The following is a 25,857-nucleotide window of genomic DNA, read 5'->3' on the forward strand; positions in this document are numbered from 1 at the left end:
GCGGGGGCGCCCCCGCAGGCGGGACCACTGCCCTCCCCGTGCTCCCCGGACACGGGCGGACCCCATGCGCAACGGGAGTGACCCATGGCCACGGTTGACGCGACACCTGGCGACGTCCAGCCCACTGCCCGCGCACGCGAAGCCCCTCCGGGCGCCACGGTCCCTGCCAGTGCCGGATCCGCTGGTACGGGCTCCTCGGGCGCCGGTTCCACCGGTACCAGTCCTCCAGGCGCTGGACCCACCGGCGCTGGACCCACCGGTGCTGGACCCACCGGCGTCGGCCCCACCCTCATCGGCTCCGTGCAGCGCGCCATGCGCCTCCTCGACGCCGTCGCCTCGCACGAGGCCGGGGCACCCGCCAAGCAGCTGGCCCGTGAGTCGGGGCTCGCGCTCCCGACGGCGTACCACCTGCTGCGGACGCTGACCCACGAGGGCTATCTGCGCCGGGAGAAGGGGGTGTTCCTGCTCGGCGACGCGGCCGAGCGGCTGGGGGCGAGCGCGGCACGGCAGAACCGGCGCGCCATGATCGGGGAGACCTTGGCCCACTGGCGCGATGCCATCGGTGTGCCGGTCTACTTCGCGATCTACCGTGACGGGGAGATCGAGGTCGTCTCCATCGCCGACACCACCGGCAAACCAGCCGTGGAGGAGTGGGCCGACTTCCGCGAGACGGGCCACGCGCACGCGATCGGCCAGTGCCTGCTGTCCCAACTCGACCGCGAGGCACAGCGCGAGCACCTCGACCGCTACCCGGTGCGCCCCCTCACGCCGAACACGGTGAGTGACGAGCGGACGTTCCTGCGGCGCCTCGAAGGGATGGAACGGATGGCTCTGGTGGTGGAACACCAGGAGTACGCGCTGGGTACGGTGTGCGCCGCCATCCCGATCACGGTGGGCACCACGGCGGCCACGATGGCCATCTCCCTGCCGTTGTGCCAGGTGGACCGGCTCCTGCCCGCGGCGCGTACCTTGCAGGAGGAGCTCGGCAGACTGCTCAGGACATTCGCCTTCTCTATCAGCATCTGAAAACTCACTCCTTGTGATCTGATGTGTACGTTGAGCAAGATGCCATGAGCGTCAGGGAGTTGGTTCCTGGCCACCCAGGGCGAGTGACGGGGTAGGCGGCGATGCGCGAGTCGGTCCAGGCAGAGGTCATGATGAGCTTCCTCGTTTCGGAGGAGCTGTCGTTCCGCATCCCGGTGGAGCTGGGGTACGAGGCGAGCGATCCCTATGCCGTGCGGCTGACCTTCCATCTGCCCGGTGATGCCCCGGTGACCTGGACGTTCGGCAGGGACCTGCTGGTCGAAGGGGTGGGCAGGGCGTGCGGGGACGGCGATGTGCACATCGCGCCCACGGACGTCACCGAGCTGGACGAGGCACTGATCAGGCTTCAAGTGGGAGGGGACCAGGCGCTGTTCAAGGTGGGCATCCCGCCGCTGCTCGCCTTCCTCGACCGTACGGACAGGCTGGTGCCGCTGGGGCAGGAGCGGGCGCTCGCGGACTTCGAGACGCACCTCGACGACGCGCTGCACCGGATCCTCGCGGAGGAGCAGAGCGCGGGGTGACCCCCGAGCCAGGGGTGGTCCTGCGCAACGGGATGGCAGATTAGGGCATTTCGCCGTGAGCCGTGCCGTGCCGTGCTGTCTCGTGCCCGTGCCCGTGGCTCGTGCCGGTATCCATGCCCCGGGAGTTCGGGGTGGGGGCTCACGGCTTGCGGCGGCGGCCCTTGCCGCTGAGGGGAAGCCGGGGCCGGGACGGGGCCGGGACCGGGCGGTTCCCAGCGGGGGCACCGGCAGCGGTGTGCCCTGCGGCGGCACCTGCGGCACCCGTAGCCCCTGCGGTGGCACCCGGGGCTCCCGCAGCCCCCGTGGTGCCCGCAGGGCTCGCGGTCCCCTTGCGGTCGGCGGAGACGACCAGGGCCGCGAGAGCCGTGGTGACGGGGACGGAGGCGACGAGGCCGATCGAACCGATCAGGGTGCGGACGATTTCCTCGGCCACCAGCTCGCTGTTGGCCACGGTGCCCACGCTGCTCTGGGCGATGGAGAACAGCAGCAGAAGGGGCAGGGCGGCGCCCGCGTAGGCGAGGACCAGGGTGTTGACGACGGACGCGATGTGGTCGCGGCCGATGCGGATGCCCGCGCGGTACAGGCCGCGCCAGCCCATCGTCGGGTTGGCCTGGTGCAGCTCCCAGACGGCGGACGTCTGGGTGACGGTGACGTCGTCGAGCACGCCGAGCGAGCCGATGATGACGCCTGCGAGCAGCAGGCCGCTCATGTCGATGTCGGGGTAGAGGCCGTGGATCAGACCGGTGTTGTCGTCGGTGTTGCCGGTGAGATAGGCCCAGCCGATGAACAGGGAGCCGAGCAGGCCGATCAGGAGGAGGGAGATCAGGGTGCCGAGGACCGCGACTGAGGTGCGGGCCGTCAGGCCGTGGCACATATAGAGGGCGATCAGCATGATGGCGCTCGCGCCGACCACGGCGACGACCAGCGGATTCGAGCCCTGGAGGATCGCGGGCAGGATGAAGAAGGTCAGGACGAGGAAGGACACCGCGAGGGCGACCAGGGCCATGACGCCCCGCAGTCGCCCCACGACGACGACCGCCAGGGCGAAGACGGCGGCGAGCAGCGCCATGGGCAGCTTCCGGTTCACGTCGGCGACGGAGTACTGAAGGCCCTCGGGGGCCTTGGGCTCGTAGGCGACCACTACGCCCTGACCCTGCTTCAGCTGCCGGGGGAGTCGGGCTGGACGATCTCGGTGAAGGTGTGGCCCTTGTTGGGGCCGCTGGTGACCTTGATGGTCGCCTTCCCGCAGACGCCCTGGGTGCGGGACTGCGCGGACTGGCCCTCAGCGGTGGAGGTGTCGCCGTTGGGCGGGGTCTGGGAGGCGTTGACGTCCTTGCAGGGCACCTTCTCCAGCTTCGCCACGGTCGCCGACTGGGTCTGGCGGTCGAAGCCGACGCCGGTGCGCTCGTGGGCGGGGGTGCCGCCGGGCCACAGCACCACGAGACCGACGACGACGGCCGTGGCGAAGGGGATGAGGACGGCGGCGATGACCTTGCGCAGATGTAGGGAGACGGGCGCGGCGGGGCCATGGCTGTGCGCGTGGCTGTGCCCGTGCCCGTGGTGGTCCGGCGGGGGCTGCGGTGTGGGGGGCTCTGTGGTCACAGCCCGATCATCGCAAGAACGACCGGGGCCCTCTGTTCACCGCGCCAGACATGACGCTAGCGTGGAGGCACCTTTGCACACGCGGGAGCTCGGAGCACCGGGCTGAGAGGGCGCTGACCTTCGCCTCGGCGATGTTTCACATGAAACATCGAGGGGCGGACACCGCTGCGTCGACCGCCGAACCTGTTACCGGGTAATGCCGGCGTAGGGAGTAGGTCTCATGACCACATCGGACACACGCACGCCTGCCTCCGACCAGGGCGAGAGCCTGGACGAGGCCGGGAAGTCCATCGGCTGGCACAAGGCGTACATCGAGGGTTCGCGCCCCGATCTGCGGGTGCCGGTCCGCCAGGTGCACCTCACCAACGGCACGGCCGTGACGCTGTACGACACCTCGGGCCCGTACACCGACCCGTCGATCGACACCGACGTCCGCCGGGGGCTCACCCCGCTGCGGGAGAACTGGATCGTCGCCCGCGGCGACACCGAGGAGTACGCGGGCCGCCCGGTCCGCCCCGAGGACGACGGCATCAAGCACACCTCGCCGCGCGGGGGCCTGCGGAATCTGGACGCGGTGTTCCCCGGCCGTCCGCGTCAGCCGCGCCGGGCCCGCGCGGGCCAAACGGTGACGCAGCTCGCGTACGCGCGGCGTGGGGAGATCACGCCGGAGATGGAGTACGTGGCCATCCGGGAGAACATGGAGCCCGAGGTCGTCCGCGCGGAGATCGCGGCGGGGCGCGCGGTGCTGCCCGCGAATGTGAACCACCCGGAGATCGAGCCGATGATCATCGGCAAGAAGTTCCTGGTGAAGGTCAATGCCAACATCGGCAACTCCGCGGTCACCTCCTCCATCGAGGAGGAGGTCGAGAAGATGACCTGGGCGACGCGCTGGGGCGCCGACACGGTCATGGACTTGTCCACCGGTCGCAACATCCACACCACCCGCGAGTGGGTCCTGCGCAACTCCCCCGTGCCCATCGGCACCGTGCCGCTCTACCAGGCCCTGGAGAAGGTCGACGGCAAGGCCGAGGAGCTGAGCTGGGAGATCTACAAGGACACGGTCATCGAGCAGGCCGAGCAGGGCGTGGACTACATGACGGTGCACGCGGGCGTCCGCCTGCCGTACGTCCCGCTCACCGCGAACCGCAAGACCGGCATCGTCTCGCGCGGCGGTTCGATCATGGCGGCCTGGTGCCTGGCGCACCACAAGGAGAGCTTCCTCTACGAGCACTTCGAGGAGCTCTGCGAGATCCTCGCGGCGTACGACGTGACGTACTCCCTGGGAGACGGCCTGCGGCCGGGCTCGATCGCGGACGCCAACGACCGCGCGCAGTTCGCCGAGCTGGAGACCCTGGGCGAGCTGAACAAGATCGCCAAGCGGCACCACGTACAGACGATGATCGAGGGCCCGGGGCACGTCCCGATGCACAAGATCAAGGAGAACATCGACCTTCAGCAGGAGATCTGCGAGGAGGCGCCGTTCTACACGCTGGGCCCGCTGACCACGGACATCGCGCCCGCCTACGACCACATCACCTCCGGCATCGGCGCCGCGATGATCGGCTGGTGGGGCACGGCGATGCTCTGCTACGTCACGCCGAAGGAGCACCTGGGCCTGCCCAACCGCGATGACGTGAAGACCGGCGTCATCACGTACAAGATCGCGGCGCACGCGGCGGACCTCGCCAAGGGGCACCCGGGCGCGCAGGAGTGGGACGACGCGCTGTCGGACGCGCGCTTCGAGTTCCGCTGGGAGGACCAGTTCAACCTGGCGCTCGACCCGGACACGGCGCGGGAGTTCCACGACGAGACCCTGCCCGCGGAGCCCGCGAAGACGGCGCACTTCTGCTCGATGTGCGGGCCGAAGTTCTGCTCGATGAAGATCTCCCAGGACATCCGCCGGGAACACGGCGGCAGTCAGGCGGAGATCGAGGAGGGCATGGCGCAGAAGTCGAAGGAGTTCGCGGCGGCGGGCAACCGCGTGTATCTGCCGATCGCCGACTGAGCGGAAGCCGACCGGAAGCCGACCGGAAGCGGCGGAAGCCGGGGAAGCCGAGCTGAGCTGAGCGGAACCCGGGCGGAACCCGGGCGGCGGCCGAGGCGGCAGGCCGGGCGAGAAGGGCCTTCCGCGGCGGGCTTCCGGGGCCGTGGAGGGCTTCCAGGGCGTGCCGAGGCCCACCCTGGGCATTCCGTCGGCCGGTCTGGCGTCGGCCGGTGGAATGCCCGCACGCGTGCGGGCCGTATCCGGCCGCGCCTGGCCTTGCCGGAGTGCGCCTACTCGTGTACGTGGCGCTCGGTGGGCTACTCCGGTTTGTGCTCGGGCCCGCCGTAGTCCGGACTGGAGAAGTCCGGGCTGGAGAAGCTCGGCCGGGTGCCGGTGGTGGAGCCGCCCTCGGGGCTGCTGAACCCCGGCCGGTGATAGCCGAGTTGCGGCATGCGCCCGGTCGCGGGACCCGGCGATGGCGCACGGCTCGCGGACGCCGGGCCCGGCTCCGCGAGCGCCTCCCGCAGGAAGGGCAGTACTCCGCGCTCCAGGAGCGCCTGGTGCCAGGCCTCCCTGGCCCGTTCCACCTCCGCGTTCCGCTCGTGGTCCGAGCCTGCCTGGAGGGAGGTGGAGCCGTTGCGCAGGGCGGTCAGGAGCAGACCGACCGCGGCGACCAGGATCGCGCCCGCCGTCAGCGCGCCGAACACCCACCCGGCGGTGAGCAGGGTGTCCGCGAAGGCGGGCTCGGGATCGAGCATCTTCAGGATGTAGCCGACGAGCAGGAAGATCGCGGCGGCCGCCCCGGCGAGGACCGGTGCGAGCACCGCGACCACGGCGACCGCTCCGGCGCCCGCGGTCTCGGTGACCTCGCCCATGGTCGTGGCGAGGCCGATGCCGCCGGAACCGGACTCGGCCGGGGTGGAGCTGGATCCGCTCCCTTCACTCATCGACGCGGACGAGGAAGGTCCGGAGCCGCGCTGCTCCTCGCGGACCCTCACATAGTGGTGGTATTCGGCCGCCGCCGCGGCCGTGATCAGTGCGGTGGCGTTGAGAGCCATCGTGCGCAGCTGCTCGGGGTTGAGTCGCTGGCCCACCGCGGCCAGCTCCGGGCGGTTCGGTGCGGTGCGCAGCGCCTCGTCGAGGATCCGCTCGTACTGGGGGCGGTCCTCATTGAGCAGGTGTGGAGCGCTGTTCATGTGCATCCCCCGATGCTCCGTAGGGCTTGGGGCTCGCATGGTCACGAGCCGTCGGGCAGAAACGGAGGGGAGCCTGCTACGGATAGAGCGATGGTAGAGCCGTGACGGCACGCGGTGACAGGGGGTTTCCAGAATTGGCCCCCTGGCCAGCGATATCCGGTACGGACGGGTCCGCCTGCTAAACGCTCAGTTACTGAGCGGAAGTTGGCAGACCAACAGCTTTCCGGCCATGGTCACGCCGCCGTCCATGGCGATGGCGAGGCCGTCGGCGTAGACGTGCGGCCCCTCGATCACCGGGCGGCCGTCGTCCGCGTCGTACTCGGAGCCGACCTCGCCGAGCAGATACGGGATCGGGCTGTGGCCGTGGACGATGCGGCTGCCGCCGTAGACGTCGAGCAGCTCGCGCACGGCGGCCGGGCCGGAGTCGTCGCGGAAGGCGAAGCGCTTGGTGAACTTGCGGAACAGGTCCCAGTACTCGTCCGCGTCGTTGCGCGTCAGCGCCTCGTGGATGGTGTCGTTGACCGCCTCGATCGAGTCGCCGTAGTCGAGGTAGGCGGTGGTGTCGGAGTGCACCAGCAGGTGGCCGTCCGCCTCCACGATCGCGTCGAGGCGGGCCATCCACTGCAGGTGGTGGTCCTCCAGGCGCTCCATGTCGGTCTTCTGGCCGCCGTTCAGCAGCCAGGCGGCCTGGAACGTGGCGGTGCCCGCGCCCGAGTTGACCGGGGTGTCGCCGAATCGCTTGGCGCCGATGAGCAGCAGCTCGTGGTTGCCCATGAGCGCCTTGCAGTAGCCGCCCGCGGCGGCGGCCTCCGCGGACAGGCGCATCACGAGGTCGATCACGCCGATGCCGTCGGGCCCGCGGTCGGTGAAGTCGCCGAGGAACCACAGCCGGGTGTTGCCCGCGCACCACGTCAGGTCGGCGTCGATCAGCCGCTCGGCCTGGAGCGCCGCGATCAGCTCGTCCAGGTAGCCGTGCACGTCCCCGACGACGTACAGCGGACCGTGCTCCTCCGCGCCGGGCGCGGGCGGCGGCTCGGGCATCTCGCGCACCTCGACCTGCACGGTGTCGCCGCGGCGGCTGATGACGGGCAGGTCGCGCTCGGTGGGCGTGTAGCCCTCGGGGGGCTCGCCCGCGGAGCCGGGGTGGGCGCCGAGGGGGGCGCCGGGGTGGGGCTCGCCCAGGGGGGCGGGCTGGTGCGCGTACGGGGCGGGGGCGACCGGCGCCGCTCCGGTGGGCGCCTGGCCCGGGGCGCCGGGGGGCACCGGGAACTCGCCGCCGCCGACCGGGGCGCCGGGAACGGGCCCTGGAGCGCCCTGGACGGGGCCGCCGGGGGCCTGGACCGGGGCGCCCTGGTGCGGGCTGCCCTGCGCGGGCACGCGCTGCCCGTGCGGCTCCCCTGAGGGGTGCTCCGGGAGGTTCCCTGAGGGGTGCTCCGGGACGTTCCCGGCAAGGTGCTCCGGGAGGTCCCCCGAAGGGTGCTCCGAAGAGTGCTCCGGGGCCTGCTCGACGCCGTGGCCGGTCTCACGGACGCCCTCATAGACGTACGCGGGCACGCGGAAGTCGCGCAGCGTCGCCGTCCGCACCTCGGGTCCCTGACCGGCCCCCTGAGTCATCGACCCCTCCACCACCATTGCGCCGCATCTGCACCGGGATCGGACTGCCTGGTCGCAGCGGCCCGCGGTGTCGTCCGCCCATCATAGGAATGCGGCTGTCGCTGTGTGGTGCACCAGGGGTGGTGAATCGATGAGCGAGCCCAGTTCACCACGGTTTTCTCCCGAATTGGCCCGAGGTTTCCCCGCAGGTCGCGGGGGCGGCCTACGGGGGCGGGGCGGGTCAGCCGTGACCGGGTGAGCGGGGCGGGCTGACGGTCGTACGGGGTGGACGTCGCTCGGACGAGGTGCGCACGATCAGCTCGGTCGGTATCACCTGCTCGACCGGGCGGCCGGTGTCGAGGCCCTCGATGGCGTCGATCAGGAGCTGGACGACGGCGGTGCCGATGCGGCGCGGCTTCAGGGAGAGGGTGGTGATGGGCGGCTCGGTGGTGGCGTACACGGTCGACTCGCTGCAGCACACCAGGAGCAGGTCGTCGGGGACGCGCAGGCCGTAGCGGCGGGCGGCGGCCAGCAGGTCGGTGCCGTTCGGGTCGAACAGGCCGTAGACGGCGTCGGGCCGGTCCGGGCGGGCGAGCAGCCGGTCGGCGGCGACGGCGCCCGCGCAGGGGTCGTGCGCCGGGTAGGACTCGTACACCGGGTCCTGGCCGACGCGCTCGCACCAGCGCAGGTAGGCGGTCGTGGACAGATGGGTGTACGTGTCGGTGGTGGTGCCGGTGAGCAGGCCGATGCGGCGGGCACCGGCGGCGGCGAGGTGCTCCAGGATCTCCAGGACGGCGGCCTCGTGGTCGTTGTCGACCCAGGCCGTGACCGGGAGCGACCCGGCCGGGCGGCCGTCGGAGACCACCGGCAGGCCCTGGCGGACCAGCTCGCTGACCACCGGGTCGTGGTCGGAGGGGTCGACGACGACGGTGCCGTCGAGCGCCACGTTCGACCACACGTCGACGGGGCTGCGGCGGGAGGTCGCGGGCAGGATCACCAGGGCGTATCCCCGGGCGAGCGCGGCGGAGGTGGCGGCTCTCGCCATCTCCGCGAAGTACGCGAACTCCGTGAAGGTGAAAGGTTCATCCCCGTATGTCGTCACGGTCAGGCCGATGAGTCCCGACTTGCCCGTACGCAGCGTGCGGGCCGCGGCCGACGGGCGGTAGCCCAGGCGGTCGGCGACCTCGCGCACGTGGCGTCGCGTGGCGTCGGGCAATCGCCCCTTGCCGTTGAGCGCGTCGGACACGGTCGTGATGGAGACACCGGCTGCGGCGGCGACGTCTCTGATGCCCGCTCGACTCTGCCGGTTGCCCCGGCGGGAGGTCTCCGCTCGGCTCACCTGGTGCTTCCCTGCTGCTGTCATGGCGAGCCGATAGTAGGGCTCATGGGGGTGGGTAGTGCGGGCGCATATTCACCCGTTGACAGGCACGATTCTGCATGGCGAATGAGGGTCAATCGCCTTGGAAACCAAGGTAGTTGGGCGGATAGCCGGGCATCGCGCCCTTGTCGTCGTGTGGGGGCCTGCCAAATCAGCCAGGTATCGAAGAGGTCTCAACTCACCTTGACGAGGGATGCGCGCCACGGAGTGAGCCACCGGCGTGCGCTCCCTCCCGAAGCGCTCCCCCTGTCGGGTGCGCCGGGTGGGGGTGTGCCGTGGGGGTACGCCGCCGTCCGCTGCCGCGGGGCTCTTCGCCGCCGTCGGCGGGGTGCGGGTGGGGCTCCGGGCGCCCCGCCAGCTCTTCGCAGGGGAGGTTAATCCTCATAGGGTAAGAATCATTGAAGGCTGCATGATCACGAGGAGGACCGCGGTGAGCGAGACGAGCCCGAGGCTGCGTGCCGAGCTGGACGCGATTCCCGCCTACAAGCCGGGCAGGAACGCCGAGAGCGGCGAGGGCGGCGGCCCCGTCGTCTACAAGCTGTCCTCCAACGAGAACCCCTACCCCCCGCTGCCGGGCGTGATGGAGAAGGCGGTCGCCGCGGCGGGGTCCTTCAACCGCTACCCGGACTACGGGTGCGACGCCCTGATGCGTGAGATCGCGGAGCGCTTCGGCGTGCCGGTGGACCACGTCGCCACCGGCGTCGGCTCGGTCGGCCTCTCCCAGCAGCTCGTCACGGCGACGGTCACCCCGGGCGACGAGGTGCTGTACGCGTGGCGGTCCTTCGAGGGCTACCCGGTGGTCACCACGGTCGGCGGCGGCACGTCGGTGATGGTGCCGCTGACGCCGGAGGAGAAGCACGACCTCGACGCGATGGCCGACGCGATCACCGACCGCACCCGGCTGATCTTCGTCTGCAACCCGAACAACCCGACCGGCACCGTCGTCACGCGCGCCGACCTGGAGCGTTTCCTGGACCGCGTGCCCAGCGACATCCTGGTCGTGATCGACGAGGCGTACGTGGAGTTCGTCCGCGACCCCGAGACGCCGAACGGCATCGACCTGTACCGCGACCGCCCGAACGTCTGCGTGCTGCGCACCTTCTCGAAGGCGTACGGCCTCGCGGGGCTGCGCGTCGGCTTCGCGATCGCGCACCCGCCGGTGGCGGCGGCGCTGCGCAAGACCGCGGTGCCGTTCGGCGTGAACCAGCTCGCGCAGGACGCGGCGGTGGCCTCGCTGCGCTCGGAGGACGAGCTGCTCGGCCGCGTCGGCTCCCTGGTCACCGAGCGCGCCCGGGTCCTGGAGGCGCTGCGCGGCCAGGGCTGGACCGTCCCGGACACGCAGGCGAACTTCGTCTGGCTGCGTCTCGGCGACCGGACGGCGGACTTCGCCGCCGCGTGCGAGCAGGCCGGTGTGATCGTGCGGCCGTACCCGGGCGAGGGCGTCCGCGTCACGATCGGGGAGACCGAGGCCAACGACATCTTCCTGAAGACGGCGGAGGCGTTCCACAAGGAGCTGTAGGTCCGGCCTCAAGGAGCTGTAGGGCTGGCCTTCGGGACGTACGGTCCCTGGGTGGTCGGCGTAAGGGGCACTCTCCATTGCGGGGTGCCCCTTACGCATGCCCGAGGACCCGAAGGCCGCACTCCTGCACCCGGAGGCCCCCCGAGGCCCCCCGAGGCCGCGCCGGATGCCCGCCGAACCCTGGCTCTCCGCGGGTTTCCGACGGTAAGGGGGACCCTCCTGCGAGCGTCGAGAATCGGTACGACATAATGCTTGTGAATGTGAACGCGTTCACAAGCGTGTCCTGGTTGCTCCGGGGATGTCTGTGACATAAGGGGCACACTGCCGCTATGACGACGGCACGTAAGGAGAAGTCGACGTGGACCTGGCTCTAGCGCCGGAAACACTGGCGCGCTGGCAGTTCGGCATCACCACCGTCTACCACTTCCTCTTCGTCCCCCTGACCATCTCCCTGGCCGCCCTCACGGCGATCCTCGAGACGGCCTGGGTGCGGACGGGCAAGGAGCACTACCTCAGAGCCACCAAGTTCTGGGGCAAGCTGTTCCTGATCAACATCGCGATGGGCGTGGTCACCGGCATCGTGCAGGAGTTCCAGTTCGGCATGAACTGGTCCGACTACTCGCGCTTCGTCGGCGATGTCTTCGGCGCCCCGCTCGCCTTCGAGGCCCTGATCGCCTTCTTCTTCGAGTCGACCTTCATCGGTCTGTGGATCTTCGGCTGGGACAAGCTGCCGAAGAAGCTGCACTGCGCCACGATCTGGATGGTGTCGATCGGCACGGTCCTGTCCGCGTACTTCATCATCGCGGCCAACGCCTTTATGCAGCACCCGGTCGGCTACAAGATCACCGAGCGGGACGGCAAGGAGCGCGCGGAGCTCACCGACTTCTCCAAGGTGCTGTTCCAGGAGACGACGCTCGTCAACTTCTTCCATGTCATCGCGGCGACGATCCTGGTCGGCGGCGCCTTCATGACGGGCATCGCCATCTTCCACCTGCGCAAGAAGCGGCACGTCCGCACGATGCGCATGTCGCTGCGGCTCGGTCTGGTCACCGCGTTCGTCGGCACCCTGCTCACCGTGATCAGCGCCGACACCCTCGGCAAGGTCATGTACGAGCAGCAGCCGATGAAGATGTCGGCCGCCGAGGCCCTGTGGGAGTCGGAGAAGCCCGCGCCGTTCTCGCTGTTCGCGTACGGCGATGTCGCCAAGGGCCACAACGAGGTCGCCATAGAGATCCCCGGGTCCTCTCCTTCCTCGCCAAGAACAACTTCAGCGCGGAGATCCCCGGTATCAACGACCTCAACAAGGAGGCGCAGGACAAGTTCGGGCCCGGTGACTACCGGCCCAACATCCCCACCGCCTACTGGTCCTACCGCTGGATGATCGGCTTCGGCGGCGTCTCCATGGCCCTGTGCACGGCCGGGCTCTGGCTCACCCGGCGCAAGCTCTGGCTCGCCCCGGAGCACCGCACGGGCGACGGGGACGTGCCCAAGCTGATGCTCACCAAGAACAAGGAGCTGGCCCCGAAGCTGGGCGTCTGGTGGTGGCGCCTGTCGCAGTGGACGCTGATCTTCCCGCTCATCGGCACCGCCTGGGGTTGGATCTTCACCGAGACGGGGCGGCAGCCCTGGGTCGTCTACGGCGTCCTGAAGACCGAGGACGCGGTCTCCCCCGGTGTCTCGCAGGGTGAGGTGCTCACCTCGCTGATCGTCTTCACGCTGATCTACGCGATCCTCGCCGTCGTCGAGGTCAAGCTGCTGCTCAAGTACGTCCGCAAGGGCCCGCCCGAGCTGACCGAGGCCGACCTCAACCCGCCCACCAAGATCGGCGGCCCGCCCGGTGGCGGCACCGCGGCGGACGCCGACGCCGACGCCGACCGGCCCATGGCCTTCTCGTACTAAGGAGCTGGGCGCACATGGAACTGCACGACGTCTGGTTCGTCCTGATCGCCGTCCTGTGGATCGGCTACTTCTTCCTGGAGGGCTTCGACTTCGGGGTCGGTGTCCTCACCAAGCTGCTCGCCCGGGACCGGCCCGAGAAGCGGGTGCTCATCAACACCATCGGGCCCGTCTGGGACGGCAACGAGGTGTGGCTGCTCTCGGCGGGCGGCGCGACCTTCGCCGCCTTCCCCGAGTGGTACGCGACGCTGTTCTCCGGCTTCTACCTGCCGCTGCTGCTCATCCTGCTCTGCCTGATCGTGCGTGGTGTGGCCTTCGAGTACCGGGCGAAGCGGCCCGAGGAGCGCTGGCAGACCAACTGGGAGCACGCGATCTTCTGGACCTCGCTGATCCCGGCGTTCCTGTGGGGCGTGGCCTTCGGCAACATCGTGCGCGGCGTGAAGATCGACGCGGACAAGGAGTACGTGGGCAACGTCTGGGATCTGCTGAACCCGTACGCGATCCTCGGCGGTCTGGTCACGCTGACGCTCTTCACCTTCCACGGCGCGGTGTTCACGGCGCTCAAGACGGTGGGCGACATCCGGACACGGGCGCGGAAGCTGGCGCTCGTCCTCGGCCTGGTCACCGCGGCGCTCGCGCTCGGCTTCCTCGGCTGGACGCAGGCCGACAACGGCGACGGGGCGAGCCTGGTCGCTCTGGTCATCGCGGTGGTGGCGCTCGTCGCCGCGCTCGGGGCGAACCAACTCGGACGCGAGGGCTGGGCGTTCGCGCTGTCCGGCGTCACGATCGTCGCGGCCGTAGCGATGCTCTTCCTGACACTCTTCCCGAACGTCATGCCGTCGTCGCTGAACGAGGACTGGAGCCTCACGGTCACCAACGCCTCGTCGACCCCGTACACCCTGAAGATCATGACCTGGTGCGCGGGCATCGCCACGCCCGTCGTGCTGCTCTACCAGTCGTGGACCTACTGGGTGTTCCGCAAGCGCATCGGTACGCAGCACATCGCGCCGGACCTTCCGGTCGACGCCGCGCACTGAGCGCCGGGCACTGATGCCGCGCGCTGACAGCCGTGCACGGACCCCGGGCACTGATCGCCGTGCGGCAAGCTCTGTGGCTTGAGCCAACTCTTCGTCCGTCCATGGCCCTTGGCAGGGAGTGTTTCACGTGAAACCAGTCGACCCGCGACTGCTCAGGTACGCACGTGCGACGCGCTTCTTCCTCGTCGCGGTGGTGGGGCTCGGCCTTCTCGGGGCGGGCCTGGCGGTCGCCCAGGCGATGCTCATCGCCGAGGTGGTCGTGGGGTCCTTCCAGGAGGGCCTGGGCGTCGGGGACCTGGGGCGTCCGCTGGCGCTGCTCGTGGCGGTCGCCGTCGGCCGGGCCCTGGTGGCCTGGCTGACGGAGCTGGCCGCGCACCGGGCGAGCGCGGCGGTCAAGTCGGAGCTGCGCGGCCGCCTGGTGGAGCGGGCGGGGGCGCTCGGGCCCGGCTGGCTGACGGAGCAGCGGACGGGTGCGCTGGTCACGCTGGCCACGCGGGGCGTGGACGCGCTCGACGACTACTTCTCGCGCTATCTGCCGCAGTTGGGGCTCGCGGTGGTGGTCCCGGTGGCGGTGCTCGCGCGGATCGTCACCGAGGACTGGGTGTCGGCGGCGATCATCGCCGGGACGCTGCCGCTGATCCCGATCTTCATGGTTCTGATCGGCTGGGCCACGCAGAACCGCATGGACCGCCAGTGGCGGCTGCTCTCCCGGCTCTCCGGTCACTTCCTGGACGTGGTGGCGGGCCTGCCGACGCTGAAGGTCTTCGGTCGCGCCAAGGCACAGGCCGAGTCGATCCGCACGATCACCGCCGAGTACCGGCGGGCGACGATGCGGACGCTGCGCATCGCCTTCCTGTCGTCGTTCGCGCTCGAACTGCTGGCGACGATCTCGGTCGCGCTGGTCGCGGTCACCATCGGCATGCGGCTCGTCCATGGCGACATGGCGCTGTACGACGGCCTGGTCATCCTGATCCTGGCGCCCGAGGCCTATCTGCCGCTGCGGCAGGTCGGGGCGCGCTACCACGCGGCGGCGGAAGGGCTCGCCGCGGCGGAGGAGATCTTCGGGGTGCTGGAGGCCCCGGCCCCGGCTGCCGGGACGGCGCCGGTGCCCGCCGGGGGCGCGCTGCGGGTGGAGGACGTGACGGTCCGGTACCCGGGGCGTGATGTGGACGCCGTGTCCGGGGTGTCGTTCAGTGTCGGCAGCGGGGAGACGGTGGCCCTGGTGGGGCCGAGCGGCGGCGGCAAGTCGACGCTCCTGAATGTGCTCCTCGGGTTCGTGGCGCCCACGCGGGGGCGGGTGTGCGTCGGGGACGCGGACCTGGCCGACGTATCGCTTGAGCAGTGGCGGGAGCGGGTCGCGTGGGTGCCGCAGCGGCCGCATCTGTTCGCCGGGACCATCGCGGACAACGTACGGCTCGCCCGGCCGGACGCGCCGGACGCGCCGGACGCGGCCGTGCGGGACGCGCTGCGCGCGGCGGGGGCGCTGGAGTTCGTGAACGCGCTGCCTCTGGGCGACCAGACCGTCCTCGGGGAGGACGGCGCCGGGCTCTCCGCGGGGCAGCGGCAGCGGATCGCGCTGGCGCGGGCGTTCCTGGCCGACCGGCCCGTGGTGCTGCTCGACGAGCCGACGGCCGCCCTGGACGGGGCGACCGAGGCGGGCATCGTCGACGCGGTGCGCCGCCTGGCCGTGGGCCGCACGGTGGTGATGGTGGTCCACCGGCCCGCGCTGCTGGCCGTCGCCGACCGGGTGGTCCGGGTGGGCGGGCCGCGGGACGGTGACGCGGCGGCCGCGACCGGCGCCCGGCCCTCCCCGGGCGCTCGGCTCCGCGGCGGGGGAGCGCCCGCGTGCCCTGTGCACGGGGCCGCGCGCCCTGCGGACGGGTCCACGGGGCTTGGCGACGGGTCCACGGGGCTTGGGGACGGGTTCGCGTGCCCTGTGGACGGGCCCATGGGCCCTGGGGGCGAGCCCGCGCGCTCTGGGGACGGGGCGGTCGCCGACAGCGGTGCCCGTGGGGGCGACGCCACGGCAGAGGCGGATGGGTGGGAACAGGCCCGTGCGAAGGGCGGGGTCCTCGCGCGGGTGCGGGCCGTGGCCCGGCCCCGCCGGGGGCGGCTCGCCCTGGCGCTGCTGCTGGGCAGCCTCGCCCTCGGCAGCGCCGTGGGCCTGATGGCCACCTCGGGGTGGCTGATCTCGCGGGCCTCGGAGCAGCCGCCGGTGATGTACCTGATGATCGCCGTGACGGCCACCCGCGCGTTCGGCATCGGACGGGCCTGCTTCCGCTACGCCGAGCGGCTCGTGTCGCACGACGCGGTGCTGCGGATGCTGGCCGACATGCGGGTCACCGTCTTCCGGCGCCTGGAGCGGCTCGCGCCCGCGGGCCTGCGCGCCACCCGGCGCGGCGATCTGCTCACCCGGCTCGTCGCCGACGTGGACGCGCTCCAGGACTACTGGCTGCGCTGGCTGCTGCCGGTCGGCGCCGCGGTCGCCGTGAGCGCCGGGGCGGTCGGCTTCACCGGGTGGCTGCTGCCGGAGGCGGGCGCCGTGCTCGCCGTCGGCCTGCTGGCGGCCGGGGTCGGGGTGCCCCTGCTGAGCGGCGCCGTCGCCCGCCGCGCCGAGCGGAGGCTCGCCCCCACCCGCGGGGTCCTCGCCACCCGGGTGGCGGACCTGCTGACCGGCACCGCCGAGCTGACGGTCGCGGGCGCGCTGCGGCGGCGCACCGCGCAGGTCAAGGACGCCGACGCCGAGCTGACCCGGATCGCGTCCCGTGCGGCGAGCGCCACCGCGCTCGGCGACGGCCTCGGCGCGCTCGCCACGGGTCTCACGGTGGCCGCCGCCGCGCTGGTCGGCGTCCAGGGGGTGCACGACGGGCGGCTCGACGGCGTCGCGCTCGCCGTGGTGGTGCTCACGCCGCTGGCCGCGTTCGAGGCGGTGCTCGGGCTGCCGCTCGCCGTGCAGTACCGCCAGCGCGTCAAGAAGAGCGCCGAGCGGGTCCACGAGGTCCTCGACGCCCCCGAACCCGTCCCGGCCCCCGCCGTGCCCGCCGCCGCCCCCGACGCGCCCTTCCCGCTCCGCCTCGACGGTCTGCGGGCCCGCCACGCCGGGCAGGAGCAGGACGCCCTCGCCGGTGTCTCCCTGACCCTGGACCGCGGCCGCCGCGTCGCCGTCGTCGGCCCCTCCGGGTCCGGCAAGACCACTCTCGCCCAGGTGCTGCTGCGCTTCCTGGACGCGTACGACGGGACGTACACGCTGGCGGGCACGGACGCCACGGCGCTCGACGACGACGGCGTGCGGCGGCTGGTCGGCCTCTGCGCCCAGGACGCCCACGTATTCGACAGCTCGGTGCGCGAGAACCTGCTGCTCGCCCGCAGGGACGCCACCGACGACGAACTGTACGGGGCCCTGGCGCGGGCCCGTCTCGACGGCTGGGTGCGGTCCCTGCCCGACGGGCTCGACACGCTCGTCGGGGAGCACGGCGCCCGGCTCTCCGGAGGGCAGCGCCAGCGGCTCGCGCTGGCGCGGGCGCTGCTCGCCGACTTCCCCGTCCTGGTGCTCGACGAGCCCGCCGAGCACCTCGACCTGCCGACCGCCGACGCCCTCACCGCCGACCTCCTCGCGGCCACCGAGGGACGCACCACGCTGCTGATCACCCACCGTCTCGCCGGACTGGACAAAGTTGACGAGGTGCTCGTCCTGGAGGCCGGTCGCGTGGTGCAGCGCGGTACGTACGGCGACCTGGTGGCGGTCGACGGGCCGCTGCGGCGGATGCGGGAGCGCGAGGAGGCCGCGGATCTGCTGACGGCGGCGGGCTGACGCCGTGACCCGCGGTGGTTCCGCCCGCTCGGACCGTGCGGCGGGTACGGCGGGTCGTGCGGCGGGTACGGCCGACCGTGCGGGGAGTACGGCCGATCGTGCAGCGGGCACGTCGGACCGTGCAGCGGGCACGTCGGACCGTGCGGTGGGCACGTCGGACCGTACGGCGGGCACGTCGGATGGCACGGCTCGCCCTTCGGTCCGACTTTCCCCTGTAAATCGGACTTACTACGCTCAAGGCATGTCCGTCCCCCCGGCCCCCGCCGCCCCGCCGCCCTCCGAGGGCGCGCCGGACCGGGCTGCGGAGCCCCCCGCCGACGTACGGCACTCGCAGGACCCGCCTGCTTCGCGGGATCCGCAGGCTTCGCATGCCCCGCGGAACCCGCCTGCTTCGCAGGACCCGCCGCAGGACCCGCGGGCTTCGCATGACGCGCCGCAGGACCCGGCCGACCCCGCTCAGACCGCCGCGGAGGCCACCCGGAGCCTGCAGGGGCTCGCCACCGAGCTGACGGCCCGCGTGCCCCAGCTCCTGGAGGCGATGCGGTCCGTGGGCACCGGGCTCGAACTGCACACCACCCTGGACCGCATCTGTGAGACCGCGGCCCAGCTGACGGACGCCCGCTACGCGGCGATCGGTGTCGTCGCCGAGGACGGCGACGGGCTCTCCGACTTCGTCTACCACGGCATCGACGAGGCCACGGCGCGGCGCATCGGGCGCCTTCCCGACGGCCACCGCGGGCTGCTCGGGGCGCTCATCCACCAGCCGGAGACGCTGCGCCTCGCCGATCTGTCCGCCGATCCGCGCTCCTGCGGCTTCCCCGCCCACCACCCGCCGATGCGCGGCTTCCTCGGGGTGCCGATCCGGGTCCAGGGCGAGATCTTCGGGAACCTGTACCTCACGGAGAAGCGGGGCGGGGGCGCGTTCAACGACTACGACGTCCACATGGTGCGCGTGCTCGCCACGGAGGCGGGCATCGCCATCGGCAACGCCCGCCTGTACGAGGCGGCCAAGCAGCGCGAGCGGTGGATCGACGGCTCGGTGGCCGTCACCACGGCGCTGCTTTCGGGCTCCGACGCGGAGGACGCGCTGGCGGTGGTCGCGGAGCAGGCGCGGCACCTCGCGGACTCGGCGGCCGGGATCGTGCTGCTGCCGGACGACGAGGGCGGCATGGAGGTCGTCGCCGTCTCCTCGGAGCGGCCGAACGGCGCCCTGGGGGTGTCCGTCCCTCCGGAGAGCCGGATCGTCGCCGACCTCCTTGACGGGCAGGCGGTGTTCGTCGAGGACGCGGCGACCGACCCGCGCATCATGACGGATCTCGCGCGCGCCTACGGCCCCGTCATGATGCTGCCCCTCCAGAGCGACGGCCGTGTCCTGGGGACGCTGGTCACGCCGCGCACGCGGGGCGGGCGCCCGTTCACGGAGGCCGAGCGGACGCTGGCGACGCAGTTCGCCTCGCAGGCGGCGCTCGCCCTGATGATGGCCGAGGCGCAGCGCGACCGGGAGCGGCTCGCGGTCTACGAGGACCGGGACCGCATCGCCCGCGATCTGCACGACCTGGTCATCCAGCGGCTGTTCGCCACGGGGATGATGCTGGAGAGCGCCCAGCGCAGGTCGGACGTGCCCGAGGTGCGGCAGGGCGTCGGCAAGGCCGTGGACGAGCTGGACGTGACCATCCAGGAGATCCGCACGGCGATCTTCGCGCTCCAGCAGGGCCCTGCGGAGGCACCCTCGGGGCTGCGCACCCGGGTCCTGCGCGAGATCAACATGGCGGCCGTGCCGCTCGGCTTCAAGCCCACCCACCGCTTCGTGGGCCCCGTCGACACCGTGGTCGGCGAGCTGACCGGCAAGAACCTCATCGCGGCGCTGCGCGAGGCCCTGTCGAACGCGTTCCGGCACGCGCGGGCCTCCCGCATCGACGTGGTCGTCGACGCCACGCACGAACTGCCGGACGGCCGCCAGGGCGTGCGCCTGACCGTCGCGGACGACGGCGTCGGCATCACCGAGGGCGGCCGCCGCAGCGGCCTGCGGAACCTCAAGCGCCGGGCCGAGTCCCTGGGCGGCGACAGCTGGTACGGGCCGGGCATCGGCCCGGACGGCGGCGGCACGACGGTGGTGTGGCAGGCGCCGCACTGAGCCGCGGCGGGCCGCACGTGAGCCGCGGTGGGTCGGCCGTGCTGAGGGGCGGTGGGCCGTGCTGAGGGGCGGTGGGTCAGGCTGAGGGGCGCTGGGTCAGGGCGGGGGCGCTGACGGTCCGGCCGGGCGGGCCCGCCCAGAGGGACCGCTGTTCGGCGGTACGCGCCTGCGCCGTACGGAGTCACCCGGTCCCCCGCGCGTACGAGTCCCCTGGGAGCCGTCCGCGCCCGCGGGCAACGATCCGAGACATGCGCTCACGTCCCCGCCCTTCCCGCCGCCCCCGTCGCGGCCCGGTCCTCGTATGGGTCCTGCTGTGCGCGCTCGCCGTCGTCGTGAGCCCGCCCGCGGCGGCTTCGGAGGATGGCGGCGGGAACGACGGGCCGAGCGCCGGTGCGGAGGTGGCCCGGCTCTACGAAGAGGCGTCGGCCGCCGCCCAGCGCTACGAGACGGGGCGCCGCGCCGCCGCCGCGCAGCGCGCCCGCGTCCAGGACCTCGACCGGCTGCTCGCCAGGGAGCAGGACCAGGTCTCCGTGCTGCACGAGGACCTGGGGCGGCTCGCCAGCGCCCAGTACCGCAACGGCGGCGGCCTGTCGCTCACCGCACGCCTGCTGCTCGCCGAGAGCCCCGACGCCGTCCTGCGCGGCAGACGCGCCCTGGGCCAGGCGGACCTCGCCGTCACCAACGCCGTCGCCAAGACCCAGAAGGCCGCCACCAGGGTCGCCACGGCCAAGCGGTCGGCCGAGCGCGCCCGGGACGCCCTCGACCGCGAGACCGCGCGCCTGGCCCGGCTCAAGCGGGACATCGCGGCGAAGCTGGAGACGGCCCGGTGGGCCCTCCAGGGGGAGGCGGACGAGGCGGTCGCGGCGGGCCGGTGCCGGGGCGCGGTGCGGCTCGCGCAGCCGGAGCGGTCCGAGGCGCGCCCCTGGGTGCCGCCGGTGGAGACATACGAGCTGTCCGCGGGCTTCGACAGCGCGGGGAGCGCTGGGCGCACCGGCACACGGGGCAGGACTTCGCCGTCGACATCGGCGCGCCCGTACGGGCGGTGGGCGAGGGCCGCGTGGAGCGCGTGTCGTGCGGCGGCGCCTTCGGCATCGAGGTCGTGGTCCGCCATCCGAACGGCTACTACACGCAGTACGCCCACCTGGCGGCCGTCACCGTCGACCAGGGGGAGCGGGTGCGCACCGGGCAGTGGGTCGGCCAGGCGGGCACCACCGGCAACTCGACGGGGCCGCACCTGCACTTCGAGGTGCGGCTGACGCCCGATCTGGGCTCGGGCGTCAATCCGGAGAAGTGGCTGGCGGAGCACGGGGTGAGGCTCTGACCGGTCTCTACGGAGAGGGGGTCTCTCCGGTCACTACGGAGAGGGGTCTCTACGGAGAGGGGTCTCTACAGGGTGAGGCCCTGCGGAGGTGGGTCTCTGCGGAGGCGGGACTCTGTGGAGGCGGGACTCTGTGGAGGAGGCGCCCTTACGGAGACCGGCCGCCTCTACGGGGGCGGGGGCGGGGACGCGGTGCCGCTAACCCGCCTCTACGGAGAGGCGGTCCGCCAGGATGCGTTCGATGACGACCGCGACGCCGTCGTCGTTGTTCGCGACCGTGCGTCCGGAGGCGGCGGCGATCACGTCGGGGTGGGCGTTGTCCATCGCGTACGACGTACCGGCCCAGGTGAGCATCTCGATGTCGTTCGGCATGTCTCCGAAGGCGACGACCTCGTCCGGGGAGATGCCGCGCTCGGCGCAGCACAGGGCGAGGGTGCCCGCCTTGGTGACACCGGGGGCGCTGATTTCGAGGAGCGCCGTCGGGCTGGAGCGGGTGATCTCGGCGCGGGCGCCGACCGCGTCGCGGGCCAGGGCGAGGAAGGCGTCCGGCGTCAGCTCGGGGTGGTTGGCGAGCACCTTGAGCACGGGCTCGTCCGCGGCGTCGCAGTCCGTGCTGAGCAGCTTCTCCGCGGGCGCCACGCTGATGGCGGGGTCGAGCCGCAGCGGCGGGTACTCCGCTTCGTGGTGCACCCCTCCGGTCCGGTCGACGGCGAACGAGGTGCCCGGGGCGGCCGCGCGCAGCAGGCGGACCACCTCGAGGGCGTCGTCCGTGGCCAGGCCGCGCACCTTGATGAAGCGGTGGCCGCCGGGGCCGCCGTGCAGGTCGACGACCGCGGCGCCGTTCGCGCAGATCGCCAGGCCGTGGCCGTGGACGTGGTCGCTGACGACGTCCATCCAGCGCGCCGGGCGGCCGGTGACGAAGAAGACCTCGATCCCGGCCTCCTCGGCGGCGGCGAGGGCGGCCACCGTGCGGTCGGAGACGGACTTGTCGTCTCTCAGCAGGGTGCCGTCCAGGTCGGTGGCGATCAGCCGGGGCGGGACGGAGGGGGCCGGGTTCCGGGGCCGAGCGGTCACTGAGGTCACACACGGGATTGTCCCGCATATGCGCGCACGGGTGTGTGGCGGGGCGCACATCTGAGTACGGTGCGTCCCCAGGCGCCCCTCAACGCCCCTACCGCCCCTCCTGTAACGGCTCCGGTCCCTCCCGTACCGGTGCCCGGTGCTCCTACAGCTGCGCCAGCGCCTCCGTCGCGATGCGCTCGAAGACCTTCTGGTCGGCGGCGAAGACCGTGTCGGGCAGCGGCCAGTGCAGCACGATCTCGGTGATGCCGAGCGCGGCGTGCTTGCCCGCGAACTCCACGAACGCGTCGAAGGACTCCATCGGCCGGTCCGGCGTGAAGTCGGCGAGCAGGATCTTGTCGAGCTCGTCGACGTCCCGGCCCTCGGCGGCGCAGGCCGCGCCGAGCCGCTCGATCTGCCCGCGGATGGCTTCGAGGGACTGCTCGGGGGTGCCGGTCGCGGAGATCTTCGGGTCGCCCGTGGTGACCCACGCCTGGCCGTGCCGCGCCGCGAGCCTGAGCCCACGCGGCCCGGTGGCGGCCACCGCGAACGGCAGCCGGGGGCGCTGCACGCAGCCCGGGATGTTCCGCGCCTCGTACGCCGCGTAGCGCTCGCCCTCGTACGTCACGGAGTCCTCGGTGAGCAGCCGGTCGAGCAGCGGCAGGAACTCGCCGAAGTGGTCGGCGCGCTCGCGGGGCGTCCAGGGCGCCTCGCCGGAGCGGCGCAGGGTGGAGGCGTCGAAGCCGTCGCCGCCTGCGCCGATGCCGAGCGTGACGCGGCCGTTCGACACGTCGTCCAGGGTGATCAGTTCCTTGGCGAGCGTCACGGGGTGCCTGAAGTTGGGCGAGGTGACGAGGGTGCCCAGGCGTATCCGCTCGGTGGCGGCCGCGGCGGCGGTCAGCGTGGGCACCGCGCCGAACCACGGGCCGTCGCGGAAGGTCCGCCAGGACAGGTGGTCGTAGGTGTACGCGGCGTGGAAGCCCAGCTCCTCGGCGCGCTGCCAGCGTTCCCGGCCGCCGTCGTGCCAGCGGCGTACGGGCAGGATCACGGTGCTCAGACGCAGACTCATGCCCCGAGCGTACGGGCCCGACGGGCCGGAACCGGTGGGCAGGCGGCCGGGAACAGGGGAAGGCGGGCCGGGGGAGGTGAGGGGGTGGCGGGTGGCCGGTCAGCGGACGCGTGCGTTCAGCCAGGGCGTCAGCGCGATCATGGGGATGAGTTCCTTGTATGTCCTGTCGCCGGGAAGCGGCACGATCAGCCAGTACCCGGGCGGAAAGCGGCGGCCTCTGACGTGGGCGAGCCCGCTGAGCACCGACTGCACGAAGCCGGGCACGTCGTCGCGCGGCACGTCGTGGCACGGGACGGTCTCGACGGTGATCAGTGCGTCGTCATCCGGATAGAGCCGCACGGAGAGCCGCGGTGAGCCGCCGAACTCCACGAACGCCTCATGCGGAAGAGATCCGTCCGGGTCGGTGGTCACCTCGAAGCCCGCGGCGGTGCGGCGGGAGGTCTGATCGGCACCGATGTCATGGCTGACCTCGATCTCCCGCTCGTACTCGCGGGCGAGCGTGCGCAGGGCGGCGACGGCGGCCTCGGTGCTGTGCAGATGCTCCATGCGCATCGATCATGCCTGGTCAGCGCGGTGCCGGAAACCGCAGATAGCGTGGGGGCACGGCGTCGGTGAGCCAGACGCCGTTGGCGCTGACCCGGAAGACGTGGCCGTCGCGGTGCATCGCGCCCGCGTCGACGGACAGGACGACGGGGCGGCCCCTGCGGGCGCCGACGCGGGCCGCCGTCTCGCGGTCGGGCGAGAGGTGCACGGCGTGCCGGTCCATGGGCCGCAGGCCCTCGGCGCGGATCGCGGGCAGGTGGCGGGCGACCGTGCCGTGGTACAGGTACGCGGGCGGGGTCGCCGGGGCAGCTTGAGGTCCACGGCCACGGTGTGGCCCTGGTTCGCGCGGATCCGGTCGCCCTCGACCGCGAACCTCCGCTTGTCGTTCACCGCCACCACGTGGTCCAGCTCGGCCCGGGTGAAGGGGAAGCCGTGGGCCGCGGCGGCCGCGATGAGGGCGTCGATCTCGACCCAGCCGCTCTCGTCGAGGGTGAGGCCGATGCGCTCGGGCTGGTGCCGCAGGTGTTTCGACAGGTATTTCGACACCTTTACCGTCCGCCGGTCGGCTGCGATCTTCCTCTCTTCCGCCGCGCGGCTCTCTTCCGCCGTGCGCCTCACTTCCGTGGCGTTCTCCGCTTCCTTGGCGCGGCTCTCTTCCGTGGTGCGGCTCGTTGCCGTGGCGTTCTCCGCTTCCCTGGCGCCGCCCTCTTCCGTGGTGCGCCTCACTTCCGTGGCGGCGAGCTTCGCTTCGGCTCCCGCGCTTTGTCGTTCTTTCATCTCTTCAGCGTCGTGGCTCTCCGTTCTTCCCGCACTCCGTTTTTCGCCATCGACTTTTCATCGAGGAATACGGCTTCCGAGGTTTGATCCACAAGTAAGTGTGGTTATCCACAGGCGACTTGGGATTTCTGTGGACAACTCACTGGAGAAAGGGGTATTTGGGCAACTTACTCCTCATTCCCATGTGTTGCGGCGAGTGCGTCCAATGTCCTGCTCTGTACCTCGCGTTCGGCCGCGGCCGCGATGAACGTCGCCGCGTTCTCCTCACCAACCAGCGCCTGGACCCGCGCCATTGTGCTCGCCGGGAGCGCCACGTACCGCACCTGATCGCCCGGATGGGGTGACTCCTCCGCGGTCAGGTGCCGTCGTAGGGAGCGGGTGGCGAACAGGCGCATCGCGCGGGCCAGTTCGGCGTCGACCGACTGCTGCGCGAGCGGGCGGAGCCTGCGGATCAGCGCCGCCGCTTCGGCCGCGTCCGCCTCGCTCGGCGGATGGTTTCCCAGATACCGCGCGAAGACGTGCTCATTCGTGAACTCCAGGAAACGCGCCGCAATGTGCTCGACCTGCCCGCGCAACTCCCTTACATGACTGGAGATCGCCGACAACGGAACGCCCGCCGCGTGCAACTCCACCGCCACCGCCAGCTCTTGAGGGCTCGGCACCAGGAACTCGTCGTCCTTGCCCGGCAGCGGTTCGAGCACGCCGAGCGCCACGGCGTCCGCCACCGCCGCGTCGTCCGGGGCGCCGCCGAAGGCCGCGTTCAGCTCCGCCCTGGTGATCCGGTCGGCCTTCTCGTCCGTCCAGGGGCCATCGACCTCCGCGACCAGGCCCAGGACGCCTCCCAGGCCACGGCCCGCGTCCCATGCCTCCAGGAGTTCCTTGATGGAGGCCAGGGTGTACCCCCGGTCCAGGAGGTCGGCGATCTGCCGCAGCCGTGCCAGATGCGCGTCCCCGTACACATTGGACCGGCCGCGCCGCTCCGGCCGGGGGAGCAGCCCGCGGTCCTGGTAGGCCCGGATCGTGCGCACGGTGGCGCCGCTGTGGTGGGCGAGGTCCTCTATGCGGTACTCGACCCGGGGCGCCGACGCCGGTTCCTCGGCCGGTTCCCTGAAGACCGGGGCGGCTTCCCGAGCGGTCTGCTCGGCGTCCTCGGCGGTCCGCTCCGGGGCCTCGGTGGCCAGCACCGGATCCGGGGCCGCCGACGCCGCCGCTTGCCGGGTGGCCGACGCCGGGACCCGGCCGGTCCGCACCGGTCCCTGACCCTTCCGCGCACGCTGCTCGTCCAACGCTCCCCCGTCCATCCCGGTCACCCCTCGCTGAGCGACGGCCACGCGGCCCGCCGCGGCGCGCGCCGCCGGAGACCGCGCCAGACACTC

The 25,857-nt window shown here is 72.1% G+C and carries 14 protein-coding genes and 4 pseudogenes; 9 read left to right on the plus strand and 9 right to left on the minus strand.

Annotation, left to right across the window (positions count from 1 at the left end; genetic code table 11):
• The first annotated feature begins 300 nt into the window (after positions 1 to 300).
• Both ACOBQU_RS19515 and ACOBQU_RS19520 read left to right on the plus strand, forming a co-directional pair.
• Entirely contained in the window at positions 301 to 1,026 is a 726-nt protein-coding gene (locus ACOBQU_RS19515; RefSeq protein WP_423628625.1) for an IclR family transcriptional regulator, read from the plus strand.
• A 101-nt stretch (positions 1,027 to 1,127) separates the two neighbouring features.
• A complete protein-coding gene (locus ACOBQU_RS19520; RefSeq protein ID WP_423628626.1) occupies positions 1,128 to 1,565 on the plus strand; it encodes an SsgA family sporulation/cell division regulator in 438 nt (145 codons plus the stop codon).
• A gap of 139 nt (positions 1,566 to 1,704) precedes the next feature.
• On the opposite strand, the pseudogene ACOBQU_RS19525 reads toward ACOBQU_RS19520, so the two are convergent.
• Positions 1,705 to 3,167 (minus strand): annotated as a pseudogene (locus tag ACOBQU_RS19525) (YibE/F family protein).
• 220 nt (positions 3,168 to 3,387) lie between these two features.
• On the opposite strand from ACOBQU_RS19525, the gene thiC reads away from it, so the two are divergent.
• On the plus strand, positions 3,388 to 5,172 hold the full coding sequence (gene thiC / locus ACOBQU_RS19530; RefSeq protein ID WP_423628627.1) for a phosphomethylpyrimidine synthase ThiC: 1,785 nt from the start codon (positions 3,388 to 3,390) through the stop codon (positions 5,170 to 5,172).
• A gap of 296 nt (positions 5,173 to 5,468) precedes the next feature.
• Here the strand turns inward: thiC and ACOBQU_RS19535 are convergent, their stop codons facing one another.
• The 3 genes from ACOBQU_RS19535 to ACOBQU_RS19545 all read right to left on the minus strand — a co-directional run bounded on the left by ACOBQU_RS19535 (position 5,469) and on the right by ACOBQU_RS19545 (position 9,303).
• Positions 5,469 to 6,353, minus strand: coding sequence for a hypothetical protein (locus ACOBQU_RS19535; RefSeq protein WP_423628628.1), 885 nt, complete (start codon positions 6,351 to 6,353; stop codon positions 5,469 to 5,471).
• A 180-nt stretch (positions 6,354 to 6,533) separates the two neighbouring features.
• Positions 6,534 to 7,961, minus strand: a complete 1,428-nt coding sequence (locus ACOBQU_RS19540; protein WP_423628629.1) for a metallophosphoesterase — start codon at positions 7,959 to 7,961, stop codon at positions 6,534 to 6,536.
• 220 nt (positions 7,962 to 8,181) lie between these two features.
• Positions 8,182 to 9,303: a LacI family DNA-binding transcriptional regulator gene (locus tag ACOBQU_RS19545; RefSeq protein ID WP_384791068.1), complete on the minus strand. Its 1,122-nt coding sequence runs from the start codon at positions 9,301 to 9,303 to the stop codon at positions 8,182 to 8,184.
• Between the two features lie 445 nt (positions 9,304 to 9,748).
• Here ACOBQU_RS19545 and hisC point away from each other — a divergent pair, with 445 nt between their 5' ends.
• The 6 genes and pseudogenes from hisC to ACOBQU_RS19575 all read left to right on the plus strand — a co-directional run bounded on the left by hisC (position 9,749) and on the right by ACOBQU_RS19575 (position 21,036).
• Positions 9,749 to 10,837, plus strand: a complete 1,089-nt coding sequence (hisC, locus tag ACOBQU_RS19550) for a histidinol-phosphate transaminase (protein WP_423628630.1) — start codon at positions 9,749 to 9,751, stop codon at positions 10,835 to 10,837.
• Positions 10,838 to 11,195: 358 nt separating this feature from the next.
• Positions 11,196 to 12,736: pseudogene (locus ACOBQU_RS19555) on the plus strand (cytochrome ubiquinol oxidase subunit I).
• Between the two features lie 14 nt (positions 12,737 to 12,750).
• Positions 12,751 to 13,770 carry a cytochrome d ubiquinol oxidase subunit II gene (gene cydB / locus ACOBQU_RS19560; protein ID WP_423628631.1) on the plus strand — a complete coding sequence of 340 codons (1,020 nt, stop codon included), beginning with the start codon at positions 12,751 to 12,753 and terminating at the stop codon, positions 13,768 to 13,770.
• 127 nt (positions 13,771 to 13,897) lie between these two features.
• Complete coding sequence (gene cydD, locus ACOBQU_RS19565; protein ID WP_423628632.1) at positions 13,898 to 17,581, plus strand: thiol reductant ABC exporter subunit CydD; 3,684 nt, start codon at positions 13,898 to 13,900, stop codon at positions 17,579 to 17,581.
• 241 nt (positions 17,582 to 17,822) lie between these two features.
• On the plus strand, positions 17,823 to 19,715 hold the full coding sequence (locus ACOBQU_RS19570) for a GAF domain-containing protein (protein ID WP_423628633.1): 1,893 nt from the start codon (positions 17,823 to 17,825) through the stop codon (positions 19,713 to 19,715).
• Between the two features lie 248 nt (positions 19,716 to 19,963).
• A pseudogene (locus ACOBQU_RS19575) lies at positions 19,964 to 21,036 on the plus strand (peptidoglycan DD-metalloendopeptidase family protein).
• 195 nt (positions 21,037 to 21,231) lie between these two features.
• Here ACOBQU_RS19575 and ACOBQU_RS19580 read toward each other — a convergent pair.
• The 5 genes and pseudogenes from ACOBQU_RS19580 to ACOBQU_RS19600 form a co-directional block, all read right to left on the minus strand.
• Positions 21,232 to 22,116: a Cof-type HAD-IIB family hydrolase gene (locus tag ACOBQU_RS19580; protein WP_423628634.1), complete on the minus strand. Its 885-nt coding sequence runs from the start codon at positions 22,114 to 22,116 to the stop codon at positions 21,232 to 21,234.
• A 142-nt stretch (positions 22,117 to 22,258) separates the two neighbouring features.
• Entirely contained in the window at positions 22,259 to 23,161 is a 903-nt protein-coding gene (locus tag ACOBQU_RS19585) for an LLM class flavin-dependent oxidoreductase (RefSeq protein WP_423628635.1), read from the minus strand.
• Positions 23,162 to 23,260: 99 nt separating this feature from the next.
• Positions 23,261 to 23,707: a hypothetical protein gene (locus ACOBQU_RS19590; RefSeq protein WP_423628636.1), complete on the minus strand. Its 447-nt coding sequence runs from the start codon at positions 23,705 to 23,707 to the stop codon at positions 23,261 to 23,263.
• Between the two features lie 19 nt (positions 23,708 to 23,726).
• Positions 23,727 to 24,277: pseudogene (locus ACOBQU_RS19595) on the minus strand (RNA 2'-phosphotransferase).
• Positions 24,278 to 24,648: 371 nt separating this feature from the next.
• On the minus strand, positions 24,649 to 25,542 hold the full coding sequence (locus tag ACOBQU_RS19600) for a MerR family transcriptional regulator (RefSeq protein ID WP_423634593.1): 894 nt from the start codon (positions 25,540 to 25,542) through the stop codon (positions 24,649 to 24,651).
• Between the last annotated feature and the right edge of the window lie 315 nt (positions 25,543 to 25,857).

Source organism: Streptomyces sp. G45, from assembly GCF_049542095.1.
Classification (GTDB): Bacteria; Actinomycetota; Actinomycetes; order Streptomycetales; family Streptomycetaceae; genus Streptomyces.

Coding starts and splice junctions, on each gene's coding strand:
- ACOBQU_RS19520 (WP_423628626.1), top strand. CDS start 1,128: ATGCGCGAGTCGGTCCAGGCAGAGGTCATGATGAGCTTCCTCGTTTCG.
- thiC (WP_423628627.1), top strand. CDS start 3,388: ATGACCACATCGGACACACGCACGCCTGCCTCCGACCAGGGCGAGAGC.
- ACOBQU_RS19535 (WP_423628628.1), bottom strand. CDS start 6,353: ATGCACATGAACAGCGCTCCACACCTGCTCAATGAGGACCGCCCCCAG.
- ACOBQU_RS19540 (WP_423628629.1), bottom strand. CDS start 7,961: ATGACTCAGGGGGCCGGTCAGGGACCCGAGGTGCGGACGGCGACGCTG.
- ACOBQU_RS19545 (WP_384791068.1), bottom strand. CDS start 9,303: ATGACAGCAGCAGGGAAGCACCAGGTGAGCCGAGCGGAGACCTCCCGC.
- cydB (WP_423628631.1), top strand. CDS start 12,751: ATGGAACTGCACGACGTCTGGTTCGTCCTGATCGCCGTCCTGTGGATC.
- ACOBQU_RS19570 (WP_423628633.1), top strand. CDS start 17,823: ATGTCCGTCCCCCCGGCCCCCGCCGCCCCGCCGCCCTCCGAGGGCGCG.
- ACOBQU_RS19585 (WP_423628635.1), bottom strand. CDS start 23,161: ATGAGTCTGCGTCTGAGCACCGTGATCCTGCCCGTACGCCGCTGGCAC.
- ACOBQU_RS19590 (WP_423628636.1), bottom strand. CDS start 23,707: ATGGAGCATCTGCACAGCACCGAGGCCGCCGTCGCCGCCCTGCGCACG.